The organism is Micromonospora sp. D93 (assembly GCF_018070365.1).
GTDB classification, from domain to species: Bacteria; Actinomycetota; Actinomycetes; order Mycobacteriales; family Micromonosporaceae; genus Micromonospora; species Micromonospora ureilytica.
Map to the genome: position 1 here is coordinate 20236 of NZ_JAGPXW010000042.1, position 16457 is coordinate 36692.

At 69.4% G+C, this 16457-nt stretch carries 13 protein-coding genes and 1 pseudogene; 7 read left to right on the forward strand and 7 right to left on the reverse strand.

Translation table 11 applies throughout. The features are described from left to right. Positions 1–54: 54 nt before the first annotated feature. Positions 55–2544, reverse strand: a complete 2490-nt coding sequence (locus KBX71_RS31180; protein WP_210821321.1) for a helix-turn-helix domain-containing protein — start codon at positions 2542–2544, stop codon at positions 55–57. A 144-nt stretch (positions 2545–2688) separates the two neighbouring features. Continuing rightward, positions 2689–3318 carry a DoxX family protein gene (locus KBX71_RS31185; protein ID WP_210821322.1) on the reverse strand — a complete coding sequence of 210 codons (630 nt, stop codon included), beginning with the start codon at positions 3316–3318 and terminating at the stop codon, positions 2689–2691. A 260-nt stretch (positions 3319–3578) separates the two neighbouring features. Between KBX71_RS31185 and sigJ the strand changes: the two genes are divergently transcribed. After that, the gene (sigJ, locus tag KBX71_RS31190) at positions 3579–4523 is read left to right on the forward strand and encodes an RNA polymerase sigma factor SigJ (RefSeq protein WP_210821349.1); all 945 of its coding nucleotides are present in this window, start codon (positions 3579–3581) and stop codon (positions 4521–4523) included. Here sigJ and KBX71_RS31195 read toward each other — a convergent pair whose 3' ends face one another. After that, a complete protein-coding gene (locus tag KBX71_RS31195; protein WP_210821323.1) occupies positions 4524–4892 on the reverse strand; it encodes a DoxX family protein in 369 nt (122 codons plus the stop codon). Positions 4893–5012: 120 nt separating this feature from the next. On the opposite strand from KBX71_RS31195, the gene KBX71_RS31200 reads away from it, so the two are divergent. From KBX71_RS31200 to KBX71_RS31215, 4 genes are all read left to right on the forward strand, one after another. Further along, the gene (locus tag KBX71_RS31200; protein WP_210821324.1) at positions 5013–5930 is read left to right on the forward strand and encodes a sigma-70 family RNA polymerase sigma factor; all 918 of its coding nucleotides are present in this window, start codon (positions 5013–5015) and stop codon (positions 5928–5930) included. Further along, positions 5917–6456, forward strand: coding sequence for a TetR/AcrR family transcriptional regulator (locus KBX71_RS31205; RefSeq protein ID WP_256442195.1), 540 nt, complete (start codon positions 5917–5919; stop codon positions 6454–6456). The genes KBX71_RS31200 and KBX71_RS31205 overlap by 14 nt, the downstream gene beginning before the upstream one ends. Next, positions 6449–8155: an FAD-dependent monooxygenase gene (locus KBX71_RS31210; protein WP_210821326.1), complete on the forward strand. Its 1707-nt coding sequence runs from the start codon at positions 6449–6451 to the stop codon at positions 8153–8155. The genes KBX71_RS31205 and KBX71_RS31210 overlap by 8 nt, the downstream gene beginning before the upstream one ends. A gap of 79 nt (positions 8156–8234) precedes the next feature. After that, positions 8235–8663: a DoxX family protein gene (locus KBX71_RS31215; RefSeq protein ID WP_210821327.1), complete on the forward strand. Its 429-nt coding sequence runs from the start codon at positions 8235–8237 to the stop codon at positions 8661–8663. Positions 8664–8723: 60 nt separating this feature from the next. Here the strand turns inward: KBX71_RS31215 and KBX71_RS31220 are convergent. The 4 genes and pseudogenes from KBX71_RS31220 to KBX71_RS31235 form a co-directional block, all read right to left on the reverse strand. After that, positions 8724–11214 (reverse strand): annotated as a pseudogene (locus tag KBX71_RS31220) (excinuclease ABC subunit UvrA). Between the two features lie 26 nt (positions 11215–11240). After that, positions 11241–12131 (reverse strand): sigma-70 family RNA polymerase sigma factor, encoded by an 891-nt coding sequence (locus KBX71_RS31225; RefSeq protein ID WP_307847417.1) that lies wholly within the window; start codon positions 12129–12131, stop codon positions 11241–11243. A 186-nt stretch (positions 12132–12317) separates the two neighbouring features. After that, a complete protein-coding gene (locus tag KBX71_RS31230) occupies positions 12318–13379 on the reverse strand; it encodes an amidohydrolase family protein (protein ID WP_210821329.1) in 1062 nt (353 codons plus the stop codon). Positions 13380–13459: 80 nt separating this feature from the next. Further along, a complete protein-coding gene (locus KBX71_RS31235; protein ID WP_307847419.1) occupies positions 13460–14065 on the reverse strand; it encodes a TetR/AcrR family transcriptional regulator in 606 nt (201 codons plus the stop codon). A 372-nt stretch (positions 14066–14437) separates the two neighbouring features. Here KBX71_RS31235 and KBX71_RS31240 point away from each other — a divergent pair, with 372 nt between their 5' ends. After that, positions 14438–16000 carry an OmpA family protein gene (locus KBX71_RS31240; RefSeq protein ID WP_210821331.1) on the forward strand — a complete coding sequence of 521 codons (1563 nt, stop codon included), beginning with the start codon at positions 14438–14440 and terminating at the stop codon, positions 15998–16000. 144 nt (positions 16001–16144) lie between these two features. Beyond that, on the forward strand, positions 16145–16396 hold the full coding sequence (locus tag KBX71_RS31245) for a hypothetical protein (protein ID WP_210821332.1): 252 nt from the start codon (positions 16145–16147) through the stop codon (positions 16394–16396). Positions 16397–16457 lie beyond the last annotated feature (61 nt).

Here is a 16457-nt window from a genome sequence, read left to right on the forward strand (position 1 = left end):
TGTCGACCGACACCGGGCCCCGCCGCATCGCCGGCGGGGCCCGGTGCGTGTCGGTCAGAACTCGGCCAGTTCCCGTCGCAGGGTGGCGCGCAGGGTCCGCACCTCCGGTGCGTCCAGTTCGCCGCACCGGTCGAGCGCCCGCTCGCGCAGCTGGCGGGCGTCGGCGGCCCCGCCCGCAGCCGAGCCGGCCAGCGCCGCGAGCGCGTACAGGGTCTGCGCCTCCCACCACGGGCAGGACAGCGCGGCATACAGGGCCAGCGCCGCCCCCAGCGCCTCGGCCGCCGCGTCGACCTCACCCAACGCCTGGAGCGCGAGCCCGTACCGGTGGATGGCGTTGGCCTCGCTGAACGTCGCGCCGCACCTGTGGAACAGCCGCCGGGCGTGGGCGTACTCGTCGGCGGCGGCCCGCCACTGGCCCATCCCGGCCAGGTCCGCCCCGAGACTCATCATCGCCCCGGCCCTGGCCACCACCGCGCCGGTACGGCTGAGACCGCTGCCGTGGCCGTAGAACGCCAGCACGTCGCGGTGCAGGTCGGCCGCTTCGGCGAACCGGCCGAGCGCGGCCAGCGCCCCGCCCTGCACGCTCGCCGCTCCGTTCTCGCCGAGGGCGTACCCGATCTCGCGGAACAGGCCGACGGCCCGCCGGCAATGGTCGACGGCCAGCACACCGCTGCCGATCCGAATGAAGATCGCGGCGGTGTAGGTCAGCGCCCACGCCTCCTCCCGGCGGTCCCCGATCAGCCGGGCCAACTCCAGCGCCCGATCCAGGGCAGCCAGCCCATCAATGTTGCGGTCCCGGCAGAAGTACCGGGCCCAGCCCAGGAAGTTCAGCAGGACGGCCTCGTCGCGAGGGCTACCGGCGGCCCGGGCCGCGGCCACTCCCAGCGAGAAGATCTCGTCCCAGGAGTGCCGGTGACTGTTGGCGTCCGAGTACCAGTGCAGAGCCCTGGTGACCGCGACCACGTCGGCGTGCCGACCGCGCCGGGCCGCGTCGCGCAGCGCCGCCAGCCAGTTGCCGGACTCCCGATCCAACCAGTACGCCGCCGCCCGATCGTCGTCGAACGGGGAGTCGACCCGACAGGCGACCGGTTCGAACATCAAGCCGGCCTGCCGGGTACGCCGCAGCAGCCAGGCGACCATCTGATCGTGCGCCCTCGTCCGGCAGTCCTGTTGTTCCTCGGCGTCGAGGCGTTCCTGGGCGTAGAGCCGCACCAGGTCGTGGAACTGGTACCGGTCCCCCAGGGTCAGGAGGACACCGGCCTCGACCAACTCCTCCAGGGCCGCCGCCGCGGTCTCCTCGGCGGTGCCGGCCACGGCGGCGACCAGCGCGGGTTCGAAGTCGGTGCCGGGAATCAGCGAGGCCCGCCGGAACACTCGCGCGGTCATCGGGTCCAATTGCCGGTAGGAGACCTCGAACGCGGATCGGACGCCCAGGTCTCCAGCGGTCAACGCGGTCAGCCGCTGACGCTGGTCGTGGAGCAGGTCCACCAGCCAACCGACCGACCATTGCGGTCGGCTGGCGAGGCGGTTGCCGGCGATCCGGACGGCCAGCGGCAGCCGGCCGCAGAGTTTGACGAGTTGGTCGGCCGCGACCGGCTCGGCGGCGATCCGGTCGGCACCGACGATCGCCGCGAGCAGCAGTCGACCGGCCGCCGGGGTGAGCAGGTCGAGCGGCAGGCGGACCGCACCGGCAAGGCCCGTCAGTGGACGCCGGCAGGTGACCAGCGCGAGGCATCCCCGCCCGGCCGGCAGCAGTGGGCGTACCTGTGCCTCGCTTGCGGCGTTGTCCAGGACCACCAACAGCGCCCGGTCCCGGGTGAGGGTGCGGAACAGACCACCCCGCTCGGCCAGCGACACCGGCACCCGGCTGTCCGGCACCCCGAGCGACCGCAGCAGTCCGGCCAGCGCCTCGGCCGGGTCGACCGGGCCGTCCGGCGAGACGCCCTGCAGGTCGACGAAGAGCTGTCCGCCGGCGAAGGCCGGGCTGAGTCGATGGCCGGCGACGACGGCGAGGCTGGTCTTGCCGATCCCCGGCGGCCCGTGCAGCACCACCACCGAGGCCGTGTCCGGCCGCCCTGCGGTGACGTCGGCGGCCAGCGCCGAGAGCCGTTCCAGGATCTCCGCCCGGCCGGCCAGGTCCGGAACGGCGGTGGGCAGTTCCCCGGGTACGACCACCGCCGGGCGGTTGTGCGGCACCGGCACTCGATCGTCCGGCACCTTCGCGCGGTCGCCCGGCACCGCGACGCGATCGTCCGGCACCACCGCTCGGTCGTCCGGCACCGCCGCTCGGTCGTGCGGCTGCCGCTCGACCCGGGCCAGGGCGACGAAACGGTCGCGGTCCGCCCCGGCCAGCCGCAGGGCGTCGGCGAGCAGCACCACCGTCCGTCGTTGTGGGCTACGCACCCGGCCGCGCTCCATCTCCCGGATGCCGCGGACACTGGAACCGGCCGCCTCGGCAAGCTCCTCCTGGGTCAGCCGCCGCTCCAAGCGGAGGGTCCTGAGGAGCCCTCCGAACTGGTCACGCCGCACCTGACTCTTGGGCATGTTCCCCCACCACCCAACGGCCGCACTTACGTAGCGTGCGTCGATGCTCGCATATGCGTGACGGATTACCGGCCACTGTGCACCGAGTGTGAGTATCGCCATGGCGAATCCTCGATGGGTCAGCGTGACGCGGTCGACCCGGTCCTACTCGCTGATCCAGCCGAGCTCGACTGCCTGCTCGCGCATGACGTCTTCCACCACGGGCAGCGTGAGGAACGAGACGGCATACAGCACAACGAGGAGCCCGATCGGAACAACCCAGGCGCGAGGACGGATGTCCGGCGAGGCGGCGCCAGCCTGCCCAGCGCCGGCAAAGCGGTCCCGACGGAGCCGCGTCTGCGGGAGCCGACGGTCGGCGGGCCTCAACACCCACGACGCGACAGCGCACGCACCGAACATCAGCGGCACCCCCCACGATTGAAGACCGTCACCGACTGACAGGTGCGACGCCACTGCACCCGACCACAGGAAAAAGGCACCCACGTAGGCCCATTCCTTGAGCAGCGGGAGCCCGGGCGCGATGATCGCGACGGCCGCACCCGCCTGCCACGCGCCAAGGACGTAGGCGAAGAAGTGCGGGTATCCCAGGTGGTGTAACTGGACCTCGACCCATTCGATCGTCAGAAGGTTCCACACCGATCCGGCAGTCAACTCGAAAACGATGACGAACGTGGTGACCCAGAAGGCGACGGAGCGGATCCGGCTCCAGGTCCGGCCGCTTCGTGTGATGGTGGCCGACCTCCCGTCGGCGGAATGCTGGAGGGCTTTGGCCATGTGAGTCTGCATCTCATCCTTCTCGTCACATCGATCTCATACGTGCAAAGGATTTCTCGCCTGCTCGCTGGACGTGTGTTCGTCTCAGTAGTACGACAACAGAGCCCCTCGGAATGTGAGGCGATGCGCGAACCTCACAACTCGGTGTGCTGTCTTGTCGAACCAACTGAGGGCAGACGCGACAAGAAGGAGCCGGCGACATCATGACCACCCGATCCGAGCCAGGACACGCTCGACCCGATCCGAGCCTGACCGCGGTCATGAACGAACGGCGTCAGCTGATCAATCTTGCCTACCGACTCCTCGGCTCCCTGGCCGACGCCGAGGATTCAGTCCAAGAGACCTACGCTCGCTGGTACGCCATGCCCCGAGAACAGCAGGAAGCCATCAAGGCCCCCGGCGCCTGGTTGACGAAGGTCGCCAGCCGCATCTGCCTCAATGTGCTCTCCTCGGCACGAGCCAGGCGAGAGACCTACGTGGGCGAATGGATCCCCGAGCCACTACCCGAACCTACGGAGTGGATCACCGGACGGACGGACGTCACCACCATCGACCCGGCCGACCGAGTCACCTTCGACGAATCGATCAACATGGCCTTCCTCGTCGTGCTCGAATCGATGACCCCGGCCGAGCGCGTCGCGTTCATCCTGCACGATGTCTTCCGCTACTCCTTCGCGGAAGTTGGCGACATCGTCGGCCGTACCCCGGCGGCATGCCGCCAGCTGGCCTCCTCGGCCCGCCGACGCGTTCGCACGGCGCAGGCCCCCGCGACCTCGACAGCCCGGCGCGCCGACATCGTCCGGCGCTTCAAGCAGGCCTGGGAAGCCAAGGACATCGACGCGCTCATCGGCCTTCTCGACCCCGACGCGACGGCGATCGCCGACGGCGGCGGCGTCGTCGGCGCCCTGCTCCGCCCGATCGAAGGCACCGAGGAGATCGTGCGTTCCCTGGTCCATCTCGAGGGCAGGCTTCGCGGCCTGACGATCCTGGAGCGCACGGTCAACGGCCAACCCGGCCTGATCGCCCAGCAGGACGGCGTCACCGTCTCGGTGTACGCGTTCGAGGTCGTAGGCGACCGGATCAAGCGCATCTGGGCGGTACGCCACCCCGACAAGCTCCGGCCGTGGACGGCTCGTCGGCCGGGAGGTCGCGGTCGCGCAGGGCGGACCCTCAGCCCCGCACCGCAGAGGCCGATCGTCGATTGATCAGGCGGTCGTCGACGCGAAATGCCCCACAGCGGCGACGGCGAGGACGAGGAAGACCGCGGGAAACGCGATGTTGTGGAACACCCGCGCGCGGGCGTGGGCCAGGATCGCGCCGACGAAGAACAGGACGAGGCCGACGGCTGCGGCCAATCCGAAGGGACGTACGCCGAGAAGGCCGAGCACCAGACCGACGACGCCGGCCCCCTCGACCACCGCGAGGTAGGGGATCCACCGTGCGGACAGCCCGACCTCGGTGCAGTTGCGCACCACGAAGTCCGCCCTGATCGTCTTGGCGGTCACCTCGATGGCGTTGGCGAGGGCGCAAAGGATGGTCGCGACGACCAGGACGCCCTCCAGTACGGCGATCATGACGCGCGCCGGCGGGATCGAGCAGTCGGTAGACTCATTGGTGCCTCCACGTGCGCGGGTTCGTCAGGTTGTGGTCTCTCGCCCCTTCTGACGCCCGGCACGTATGAAAGGTGACCAGACGTGGAACTCGTCGAACACTTCGAGGCTTCGAGGGCCCGACTGATGTCGTTGGCCTATCGCATCGTCGGCTCGCACAACGATGCCGAGGACGCGGTGCAGGCCGCCTGGTTGCGGGCGCGGTCGGCCGACCCGGCGCAACTGGTCAACCCCGAGGGCTGGCTGACCACGGTGACGGCACGCGTGTGCCTCGACCAGCTTCGCGCCCGCCATCGCCGGCGCGAGGTCCCGCTCACGGCCGACGACATCCCCGGCGAGCAGCTCGCGGCCGACGAGGCGTTCGTCCGTCGTGAGGACGTCTCCCGGGCGCTGCTGGTCGTGCTCGACGAACTGTCTCCCCCGCAGCGGGTGGCCTACGTGCTGCATGACCTCTTCGCCGTGCCGTTCGACGAGATCGGGCCCGTGCTCGACACGACGGTGGCCGCGGCGAAGAAGCTCGCGAGTCGAGCGCGGATCCGGCTCAGGGACGCTCGTGCGGCTGACCTGCCGGGGTCCGCCCACCAGATGGAGATCATCGACGCGTTCCTCGCCGCGGCGCGTGGCGGAGACATCGCGCGGCTCGTCACGCTCCTGGCGCCTGACGTCGTCCGCACGGCCGACCTCGGATTCCTCGCGGATGGCACCGCGCCTGTCGTCCGGGGCGCCTGGGCGGTCGCGAAGGAGACCAGGGCGTTCGTGGACCGCATCGGCGCCGCCGCCCCGGTCCTCGTCGAGGGTCGCCCGGGAGCGGTGATCGCCCCTGGTGGGCACCCGTTCGCATTGATCCGGATCGGCGTACACGACGGCCTCGTCACGAGCATCGACATCACGCCCTACGAGCGCGGCACCGTGTCCCTCCCGGCTGCCTCGGTGCGTGATTCTCAGTCCGCTCAAGGCTGCATACCATACCGTATGGTATGCTCGAATGATGGGAACACGTGAACTCTGGCTCGACGAGGGCGTCGTGGTACTGGCCGACGAGGGGCCGGCGGGTGTGCGGATCGACCGTCTGGCTGCCCGCCTCGGCCTGACGAAGGGGTCGTTCCATCACCACTTCACGGGGGTCGCCGACTACCACGCGGCGTTGCTGACTCATATCGAGCGTGAACAGGTCACAGTGCTCGACGGGCTGTCAGACGAGCTCGCGACCGTCGATCCGGTCGACGCCCTGCGGGCCCTTCCCTCGCGGCTCGACGAGCTGTTCGACGCCGAGTTGGATCGGGCCCTGCGGGCGTGGGCGATCGGGAACGACGGCGCGCTTGGCGTGGTCGAACGCGTCGACAGCGCACGGCTCACTTTCCTCGAGACCCTCTGGAACCGTGCTGTGCCCGACCCGACCCGGGCGCGGGCCGCCGCCCTGCTGCCGCATCTTCTCCTGATCGGAGCGAACGCCACCCGCCCGCCGCTCGACGCTGCCAGTCGACGTGCGGTGTTCGACCTACTGCCAGACCTGATTCCCCATGTCTGAGGTCCCGTTCGGGCGTCCCCACCTGCGGACGGACGCCGTGCCCGCCGTCGATGTGTTGATCGTCGGGGCCGGCCCGACCGGGCTCACCCTCGCGGTCGATCTGACCCGCCGTGGAGTTCGCGCGGTGCTGATCGAGGCCGCGCCCGCACTGCCTCGTCAGTCCCGAGGCAAGGGCCTGCAACCTCGAAGCCTGGAGGTGCTTGACGATCTCGGTGTTGTCGGCGCGGTTCTGGGACACGGCCAGTCGCGCCAGGACATCACCCTGTACCGCGATGGCCGGCGCCTTGCGCGGATACCCGCCGGTCTCGCCGAGCCGCGCGCGGATCTGCCGTACCCCAACATCGTGATGATCCCCCAGTGGCGCACCACCACGCTGCTCGCACGGCGGCTGCACGAACTCGGTTCCGCGATTCGGTTCAACACCCGCCTCGAGTCCTTCTCCGCTGGTAACGGCGTGGTGCGCGCCGTGGTCACCACACCGGACGGCGGCCGGGAGGATCTGACCGCCCGCTACCTCGTCGGCTGCGACGGCGCGCACAGCATCGTGCGCCGCGCACTCGGCCTGGAGTTCGCCGGCTCGTCCGACGAGACGCAGCGCTACCTGCTCGGTGATGTCACAGTTCCCGGTTGGCACCCCGAAGTCGACGGAGCCGTTCGCTCACACGCATGGCTCGGCACGGACGGGTCGTTCCTCGGTCTGGCTGGCCTGCCCGAGACCGGGCAATGGCAGATCGGCGCGAGCATCACCGCCGGCGACGACCTCGAGCCCACCCTGGAGGCCCTCCAGCGGCTTTGGGACGAACGCACCGGCCACCCGCAGGTCCGCCTGTCCGACGCGACCTGGTTGTCGAACTTCCGGGTCAACGTCCGCATGGTCGAGGACTACCGCCGCGGCCGAGTCCTGCTTGCCGGCGACGCCGCGCACGTGCACCCGCCCACTGGAGGGCAGGGAATGAACACCGGCATCCAAGACGCCTACAACCTGGGATGGAAGCTTGCCGCCTGCCTCAACGGCCACGACGACACCCTGCTCGACACCTACCCGGCCGAACGCCTTCCCGTCGCCCGTCGTGCGTTGGCGCAAAGCACCGACATCCTCGACGTGGTCACCAGCCGCAACCCGCTCGTCCGGTTCGCCGTGCAACGACTGCTCCTGCCGCTACTCAGCCGACCCTCGATCAACCGCAGGCTCACCGCTCGTGTGTCCCAGATCGACATCGGCTACCACGACGGGCCCCTGGCGGACGACGAGTTGTCCGGCGGCCGCGTCCGACCCGGCGATCGGGCCCCCGATGCCCACCTCGTCGATACCGCCACCGGGCAACCGCTGCGGCTGTTCGACCTGCTCCGCGGGCCACAATGGACGCTGCTCCTCGTCGGCGACGCCTCCGCCAGCCGCCTCGACTGTGATGCTCTTCCCGACGAGGTGCACACCTGCTTGATCACGCCCGCGCGGTCGACGTCGTTCTCCGGCCGGGTGGTCATCGACCGCGACGGGACGTTTCGCCGGGCCTACCGAGCAAAGCCCGGCACAGCGTTGCTCATCCGCCCGGACGGCTACCTCCACTGGCGCGCGCACACCCCCCGCGCCGACGCGGTGGCCAAGCACGTCCTCGGCGCGGGCGCGCACCCCCCACCCGCTGCCGCTACCCGACGACAGGCGGGCACCGGAGAAGGCCAAGACACGGCGGAGGGCTGAGCCTCTCCGCTGAGGCAGGGTGGCTGACTGGCACGGCAGCAGGAGTCGGGAACGGGTCGCAGACGATGGCGGATCACCGTTGTCCGAACTGGTGAGGCTCCATTCACGTCCGGTGTGGTTGATTGCGACCCATTTACCTGAGGAGTCCTTCGAGATGGTGCAACCCTGGTGGCCGCTGGCCTTGTTGGCAGTGATCCAGCTCTGCGACGCGGTGCTATGCGTACAGCCGGTCGCCTTCATTCGGCAATGTTTGAACGACGTCCGCTTCCCCGAACGCTTCTGGAAGTTTCTCCCTCCGCTCAAGGCTGCCGCAGCGGCTGGGCTCATCGTCGGGATCTGGGTTCCGCCGCTGGCGGTGCTCGTGTGTGCGGCGCTGGTCTGCTACTTCGCGGCGGCGGTATCGGCGCATGTCCGCGCCCGCGATTTCGGCCGCAACCTGTTCCTGAACGCGACGGCGATGTTGGTCATCTGCTCGGCGACGCTGGCCTTCACCCTCCAGGCCGCATGATCGAACACGCGACGACGGCGCGAGGCAGCGCAGCCGTGACGTAGTGCGCGTCCCGACCCCTCAGCAGCGTGCGCCGTCCCGCGCCGCCAGGAGCGGCAGGCCCCCCGCGTACCGCCGGAAGAAGCCTGCGGTCGGAGTGTCCGCCGTCGCGACGTCGTCCGGGGTGCCCGCCGCGACCACCGCGCCCCCGCTCGGACCCGGCTCCCGGCCCGAGGTCGATCACCCAGTCCGCCGACGCGGCGGCGGGGATGTCATGTTCGGCCATGACGACGGTGTTGCCCGAGTCCAGCAACACATCGAGTGCGTCCACCACCCGCTGGATGTCGGACGGGTGCAAGCCAGAGACCGGCTCGTCGAGAATGACGAGACCGGCCTTGCGGCTCGCCGCGCCGCGCTGGATCGCGGATGCTAGCTTCAGCCGCTGCGCCTCGCCGCCGGACAACTCTGTGGCGCTCTGCCCGAGTTGAAGGTAGCCAAGCCCGACCCGGTCCAGTGCCCCCAAGGTCTCGGCGAGCTGCCGGGGCTCGGAGAACCGCTGCACGGCCTCGGCGACAGTCAGGTCGAGCACCTCGTCGATGACCAACCCGTTGTACCTGATGTCCAAAGCCTCCGGCTGGTAGCGCCGGCCCTCGCACGCGTCACAGACCACCCACACATCCGGCAGAAAGTGCATGTCGACCAGCTTGCGACCATAACCGGTGCAGCTCTCGCAGCGGCCGCCGTCCGCGGCGTTGAAGCTGAACCAGGAGGCGTTGACCCCGCGCCCGCGCGCGACGTCGGTCTCGGCGAACAGCTTGCGGATGATGTCGAACGCCTTGCTGTACGTCGCCGGGTTGGACCGCGGCGTCCGCCCAAGCGGTTCCTGATCGACGACGGCGACCCAACTGAACTCCCCGACGCCGGTGACCTCCCGCACCGTGTCCGTCACCGTCCCGTTCAGAGCGGCCTCCACACCCGACCCGAGCGCACCGAGCAAGCTGCTCTTGCCGCTGCCGCTCACCCCGGTCAGGCAGGTGAGCCGATTGGCCGGGAAACTCACCAGGTCCGCAGTCACGTTGTGCGCACGCAGACCGTGCAGCTTTATCCAGCCGGTGTCGTCCCCGGCCGGGCGGCGGGTCCGATGCAGCCGCGGCCCCTTACCGGCCAGATAGCGCCCAGTCAGCGACGTCGGGTGGGCGGCCACGTCGGCGGGAGGCCCCGACACGAGGACCTCACCGCCGAAACGGCCCGCGCCGGGGCCCATGTCGATCACCCAGTCGGCTCGGGCGATCAGCTCGGGGTCGTGCTCGACGAGGAGCACCGTGTTGCCAGCCCCACGCAGGTCCAGGGCGATGTCGAGCAGGTGCGCCTTGTCCGCCGGATGCAGCCCGGTCCCGGGCTCGTCCAGGACGAAGATGATGCCACTCAACTCGGTGCTGAGCTGCGCGGCGAGCCGGGTCCGCTGCAACTCACCCGCGGACAGCGACGCCGCGCTCCGGGACAGCTGGAGATGGGCCAGGCCGAGCCGGTCGAGGATTCCGAGCCTGCGACCGAGGTCCTGCAGCAGCGGCTCACCCACCTCCCGCTGCCGGGCGCCCAACTCGTCCGCCACGCGCTTCGCCCAGCGGCGCACCTCCCGTACCTCCACCTCGAGCAGGCCGGGGTACGTCAGCCCGCCGAACCGCACCGACCGCGCCACCTGGTTGTACCCGCTGCCGTCGCAGGTGCCGCAGGGCTGCTTGCGCATGTACGGCAGGTAGCGCTGCTTGGCGCTGGACGTCTGGGCGTTCACGAACACCCGCTCCACCTCAGCTAACGCGCCTCGCAAAGGCTGGCTCGAGGTGTAGGTCACCAGGGCCGTCTCATTCTTGTTCGTCATTTCCACGGTCGCCTCGATGTTCTCGTCACCCGTGCCGTGGAGCACGCAGTGACGGAACTCCTCGGGCAGCGACTGCCACGACCGGCCGAGGTCCACGCCCCGCTTCTCGGCAAGCGCCGGTACGAACGCGTGTTCCCCCGAGCGCCATTTCGCGTACCAGGGTGAGGCCCCCTCGAAGAGCGGAAGCTCCGGGTTGGTGATGATCAGGCTTTCCGCGGCCTGCCAGCGCCCACCCACACCGTGGCAGTCCGCACAACTCCCTTCCGGTGTACTGCGGTCGAAGTGAGCAGTCGTCAGATGCTCGTCCTCGACCGCCGCCGCCGAGTCTGTGCCGATCCCCGGAAGGCGCGAGTACAGCAGCCCCAGGTGCCCGTCGATGCCGGTGATCGTCGCAACCGTGGAGCGGGGGTTGCGGTTCAGACGGCGCTGGTCGACCGCGAGCGTCGCGCCGAGGCCCAGGATTCGATCGACCTTCGGCCGATTACGCTGGGTAATATATTGTCGTACGAACGGCGAAAGTCCCTCCAGATACCGCAGTTGGGCTTCGTTGTGCAGGGTGTCGATGGCCAGCGAGGTCTTGCCGCTGCCACTCACGCCGGTGAAGGCGACGAGCCGCCCCTTGGGGATACTCACGGACACGTCCCGCAGATTGTTGGTCCGAGCCCCCACCACGTCGATCGTCTCGCGTCCCATACTCGCGAGGTCCCGTGCGAATGCAGTCAACCTTTGTTCACCCTCTCGCAACGCGCCGCAGTGAGCTTCGCGGTGTCGGGGGCGAAGACGGTCATCCAGTGCGGATGCAGCCGGTAGTAGACGACGTCGTTGTCCCAGTCGAAGAAGTCATCGCCGTAGAAGTCCTTGAGGTACCCCAACAGTTCTGGCCAGGCCGCCGCCGGCTCACTGTCCCGAGGGTTGAGGGTCTCCACCCTGCCATGCGTGAACACGCCCAGGTCCTCACCGCGCATGTGTGCGGCGCTGACGGCGGACCGCGCCGCGAGGTGGCGAGCCTTGGCAGCGCCGCGCGCGGCCTTCCTGGCGTCGAGGGGCTGGAATCGCCTGCGCCGCGCCTGCACATGCTCGCGGGCACGATGCGCCACCTGGTGCACCGTCGGCACGGACTTGCCCACCGCCGCGGCGATTTCGTCGTAGTCAAAACCGAACACCTCGCGCAGTACGAAAACCGCACGCTCATCGGGGGTGAGGGTTTCGAGCAGTACGAGCATCGCCATCGACACCGACTCGGCGAGCACCACATCGGCGGACGGGTCGTTCTCATCGAGCAGCAGCGGCTCGGGCAGCCACGGGCCGACGTAGTCCTCGCGACGACGCGCGCTCGCCCGCATGGCGTTGAGCGCCTGCCGGGTCACCAGCCGCGCCAGGTACGACCTGGTGTCTCGCACCGTCGCCAGATCCACCTGGGACCACCGCAGATAGCTGTCCTGCAGCACGTCGTCGGATTCGGTGGCCGAGCCGAGAATTTCGTACACGATCGTGAACAGCAGCGGCCGCAACAGGACGAACCGCTCGGCATGCTCGTCAGTGGTCACGGACGGGACCACCCGTACTCGTTCGACGAGGTCTGACCGGGCGTTGACCAGAGTGATGTCCACGCCGGCACCCATGCGCAGATGGTTGACCGCGAGCGTCCCGGCATGACCACCACCGATGACAACGACCTTGTGGCGCGCGTTGTGCTGTCATGCCCCCAAGACACCGCGGAACACCGACACCTGACACCACGTGACACGCGTCACCCCAGGTCATGACGCCGCCGAACGGACGGTCCACGGTGGCGCTCACGGGATCTGTTTCTCCCCGTTGCCGGACTGGACGAGTCGGAAGAAGAGCCGGGCGGCGCTCCGCTGCGCCGCCCGTTGCAGGCGCGCGGTCACCCGATGGTCGGGGTCTGCCGTGCCACCGGTGGCCAGGCGCGGGAAGAGGGCTTCGGCGTTGGTGCGGTTGACCGCCCGCAGTTGCCCGAGTTCGAGGCAGGTGTCGACTCCGTTGGCGAAGTACTGCCCGGCCGGGGTGGGCGCGAAGGGCCAGTCACTGCCGAAAAGCACACGCCCGGGTCGGGCGAAGGCGAGCAGGGTGGGCAGAGCGGCCGGGCTCGAGGACAGAGCGGTGTCGAAGTAGAAGGCGCGAAAGTCGTCCAGGATGTCCAGCGGGTTGCGTGCCGTGTCGGCGGCGATGGCCAGGGCCATGCGGTGCGAGGCGTAGGGCAGAAAGCCTCCGGCGTGGCTGAGGACGAACCGGATTCTGGGGTATCGCCGGAGGACGCCGGTTCGGACGAGGAGGTAGGCCGCTCGGGTGGTGTCGAGCAGGAAGTCGGCGGCGAACGGTGGGATGCCGTCGATGGCTGGTCCGGGCAGGTCAGCGGGGTGGACGAAGACGACGGCGGCACGCTCGTCCAGGGTCTGCCACAGCGCGTCCTGGTCGGGGCCACCAAGGTAGTCGCCGTTGCTGTTGGCGAGCAGAGTGACGCCGTCGGCGCGGAGTTCGTCGAGGACGCGACGGGCCTCGGTGGTGGCGGCCGTGATGTGGGGCATCGGCAGGGTGGCGAAGTACCCGAATCGGGTTGGATGCTCGGCGGCCAGCCCCGCGGCGTAGTCGTTGAGCTGCCGCGCAAGGTCGCCGGCTTCGGTCGGGCCGGTGAGGAAGCTGGTGCCGGGGGTCGAGACGGAGAGCAGGGCCACGGCGGTGCCGAGCAGGTCCATCTGGTCCAATGCGGACTCGGGTGTCCAGGTGGGCAGCGCCCGACCGCCCGCCGCCGCAATGCCAGCCTCGGCGAGCAGGGCGCGGTAGAAGGGCGGCAGGATGTGCTGATGGACGTCGATCCGGGTTAACTGGCTGGTCATGCTGTGATTCCTCTCGACGCGCCAGACACTGCTGCTGCGGGACGGCCGTGAACTCCATCCCCCACCACCGCTGACCGCAGCTACGGCGTGGTGTGGTCGTTGAGAGCCCCTGGGACCATCCGGAGGGCCGCCTCGTAGACCAGCCGCGCGTGCAGCTCGAACATCGCCGTGAGATCGACGGCATCGCCATGGATCTCGCGCTGCAGGAACAGTCCGTCGGCCCCGGCCAGGGCGTACGTCACGACGGTCCGCACGTCCGCCGGATCGAGGTCCGGCAGCAGTGTCTCGATAACCTCGGTGAACTTCTGTCGGGCGACCTCGCGGACCTGGAGAAACACGGCCCGCCCGCGGGGCTCCTCGGGCCGCCGCTCCAAGGCGAGCATGAGGCCCAGGCGCAGGAAGTCGGGGGCGGCGACGAGCGACGCGGCCACCGCCGCGCCGACGGCGACGACTCGCTGCAGTGGCGTACCGGTTTCCTCGCCGGGCAGGTCGACGGCCGCCAGCCAGGTTTCGAAGCTGCGCTCGATCACTGCGGCGAGCAGGTCGTCCTTGTCCCTGAAATGCCAGTAGATCGAGCTCGCGGGCAACCCGCAGCGGGCACTCACCGCAGCGATCGAGGTCCCCTCGTACCCGCGTTCACTCGCGATCTGCACGGTGGCGTCGAGGATGCGTTGCCGCGACTCCACGCCGTTGGCGCGCTTCCTGCGCGTGGGCCGTGTCCCTGTCATTCCGCACACCTCTCGCCTCGCTGGGGCCTTGACGATGCCGCCGCCACAAATCTACCGTAGCGATCGTTCTAGTTGTAGTGAGCGCTACAGGATGCGCCGGCAATCTCCACCCTGGACAGTCCCGGCGCGGGAGGCGGTCGTGGCTCGTGGCTGTCACAGAACGGGGTGGGGCTCCGTCCAGTGCATGTGGTGAGACCAATGTTGAAAGGCAGGAGCCGGGCACAGGCCGGACAGCGGACGCCGCCGATCCGAACAACCGCGTGCGCTACAACCTGCCGAGCCACAGTGGGTTCCACTCGCGACCGACCGCATCGACCGCAAACGAGGATCATGACCACGCTCCGTCCATCCCGATCTCAGAACGCCTCCCCCAGGTCTAGCCGGAGGCTGGCCCTGAGCGCCGTACTCACCCTGGCGATGGTCGGGTGCGGGGGACCGCCGAACAAGGACTCCCCGTCCCCGCCCGCCTCCAACACTCCGGTCGCCACCGCCACCGCCACCGTCGGCACCGGCACCGGCACCGGCACGGCTCTGGCCGAAACCCGCAGCACCATGACCGAGAACCTCAAGGTCGAGGTTGTCGGCCTCAACCGCGTCAAGGGCAGGCACCTCATCGTTCAGGTTCGTCTGTCCAACACCGGCACGGACAAGCGTCTGTCCTGGGCCGGTGAGATGGGCGACCACACGCGCCCGCTCGGCGAGATCAAATGGGCCTCCGGCATCGGCGTCCTCGACGCACAGGCCCGGACCTGGCTCCTGCCATACAAACCCGCCAGCTCCCCCTGCCTGTGCAGCGCGGTAGACCGCGACGTCCCGAGCCGCTTCATCGACCCTGGCCAGTCGATCACCGTCTACGCCGTGCTGCCCGCACCGTCGGGCAACCCCGCGACGACCGCCGTCGTCACCCCGGTAGGCCCGCCGATGCTCAACGTGCCCATCAGCGACGACGCTCCGGCCGGCAACTTCCCCGACCCCGATGCCGAACCCGTCACCCCGCTCACCCGCCGCCTCATTCTCCCCTCCGAATCCCTGGACAAGTCGGAGGAGACCGCGGACGACGGCAAGGACCTGCAGGTCAACCTCTCTGCCGACGTACTGTTCGCGGTGGACAAGGCCACCCTCACCCCCAAAGCCAAGTCGGTCATGGCCCGCACCGCCAAGCTCATCGACGCCTCCCCCGCCACCGCGGTGACAGTGGCCGGCCACGCCGACTCCTCCGGCACCGACGCCATCAACAACCCCCTGTCACTGCGCCGCGCCCAAGCCGTCCAACACGCCCTGACAGCCCTACTGACCAGAAACGGGGTCCGCTTCCACACCGAGGGACACGGCTCACACCGCCCGCTCTACCGCAACGACACCGACGAGGGAAAACGCCGCAACCGCCGCGTCACCGTGACCTTCCCCAAACCCCAGCCCACCACCCAGCAACCAGCGCCCACGACCACCACCGCCACCACCGACCTGACCGGCACCACCACAGCCGACGGCCAACCCATCACCATGAACATCACCGGCCTACGCCGACTACCCGCAGGCCTCGGCCTACTTACCTACACCATCACCAACGAAGGCACCTCCGAAGCCTGGTTCAGAGACCTCCACCACGCCCAAGACTGGGAGGCCTACAAATACCAGGCCGCCACCAACGTCCGCGTGACCGACGTCGCCGCCCGCCGCCAGTACCTGCCCGGCCGCCTCGAGGTCCCCACCGACGACGGCGTGGACCTCTACTGCGCATGCACAGCCGTCTCCGGCGTCCGCATCAGCACCGAGAAATTCGCACCAGGCCAGGCCCGCGAGTTCTGGAACCTCTTCGCCTTACCCGACACCGCCGGCACCCTCAAGGTCAAGATCGGCCCATTCCGCGACCTCCACATCCCCATCCGATGAGGACACGGTTCGTAGGCGACAGCCGCTCGCCCGACACCCTGCCGTCGTCGCCGCGGTGACCCGGTCGGCGGACCTGCTGCGTGAGGGTCGTGGGCTCCTGCTCGACCTCGTCGACCGCGCGGAGGTCCGCGACGCCGCGGCCGGGTGGACCGGACGGTCAACACCGTCACCGCCCGCACGGACCGGGTGGGCGTCGACGCGTCGCTCATCCGGCCCGACGGCTGCGTCGCCTGGGCCTTGCCTACCGGGCAGGACCTCGACGCCACCACGCTGGTGCGTGCGCTGGACACCTGGATCGGGCCAACCGGCCTGAGCGCCGCATTAACGGTCGTCTCAGATTCGCTCGGTATGAAGCAGGCATCAGATGAGCGATGCAACCCGTATGTAGGAGGCTAGTGATGGCAGTCAACGCAGCGCCGTCCGGGGAAGTGCCGGCCGGTCGGTTGGCAGGCCGATG

What these genes read in the sequence shown, in the direction of transcription:
- KBX71_RS31185 (WP_210821322.1), bottom strand. Translation starts at nt 3,318, where the DNA reads ATGGCCAAAGCCCTCCAGCATTCCGCCGACGGGAGGTCGGCCACCATC.
- KBX71_RS31210 (WP_210821326.1), top strand. Translation starts at nt 6,449, where the DNA reads ATGTCTGAGGTCCCGTTCGGGCGTCCCCACCTGCGGACGGACGCCGTG.
- KBX71_RS31180 (WP_210821321.1), bottom strand. Translation starts at nt 2,544, where the DNA reads ATGCCCAAGAGTCAGGTGCGGCGTGACCAGTTCGGAGGGCTCCTCAGG.
- KBX71_RS31230 (WP_210821329.1), bottom strand. Translation starts at nt 13,379, where the DNA reads ATGACCAGCCAGTTAACCCGGATCGACGTCCATCAGCACATCCTGCCG.
- KBX71_RS31240 (WP_210821331.1), top strand. Translation starts at nt 14,438, where the DNA reads ATGACCACGCTCCGTCCATCCCGATCTCAGAACGCCTCCCCCAGGTCT.
- KBX71_RS31195 (WP_210821323.1), bottom strand. Translation starts at nt 4,892, where the DNA reads ATGATCGCCGTACTGGAGGGCGTCCTGGTCGTCGCGACCATCCTTTGC.
- sigJ (WP_210821349.1), top strand. Translation starts at nt 3,579, where the DNA reads ATGAACGAACGGCGTCAGCTGATCAATCTTGCCTACCGACTCCTCGGC.
- KBX71_RS31205 (WP_256442195.1), top strand. Translation starts at nt 5,917, where the DNA reads ATGGGAACACGTGAACTCTGGCTCGACGAGGGCGTCGTGGTACTGGCC.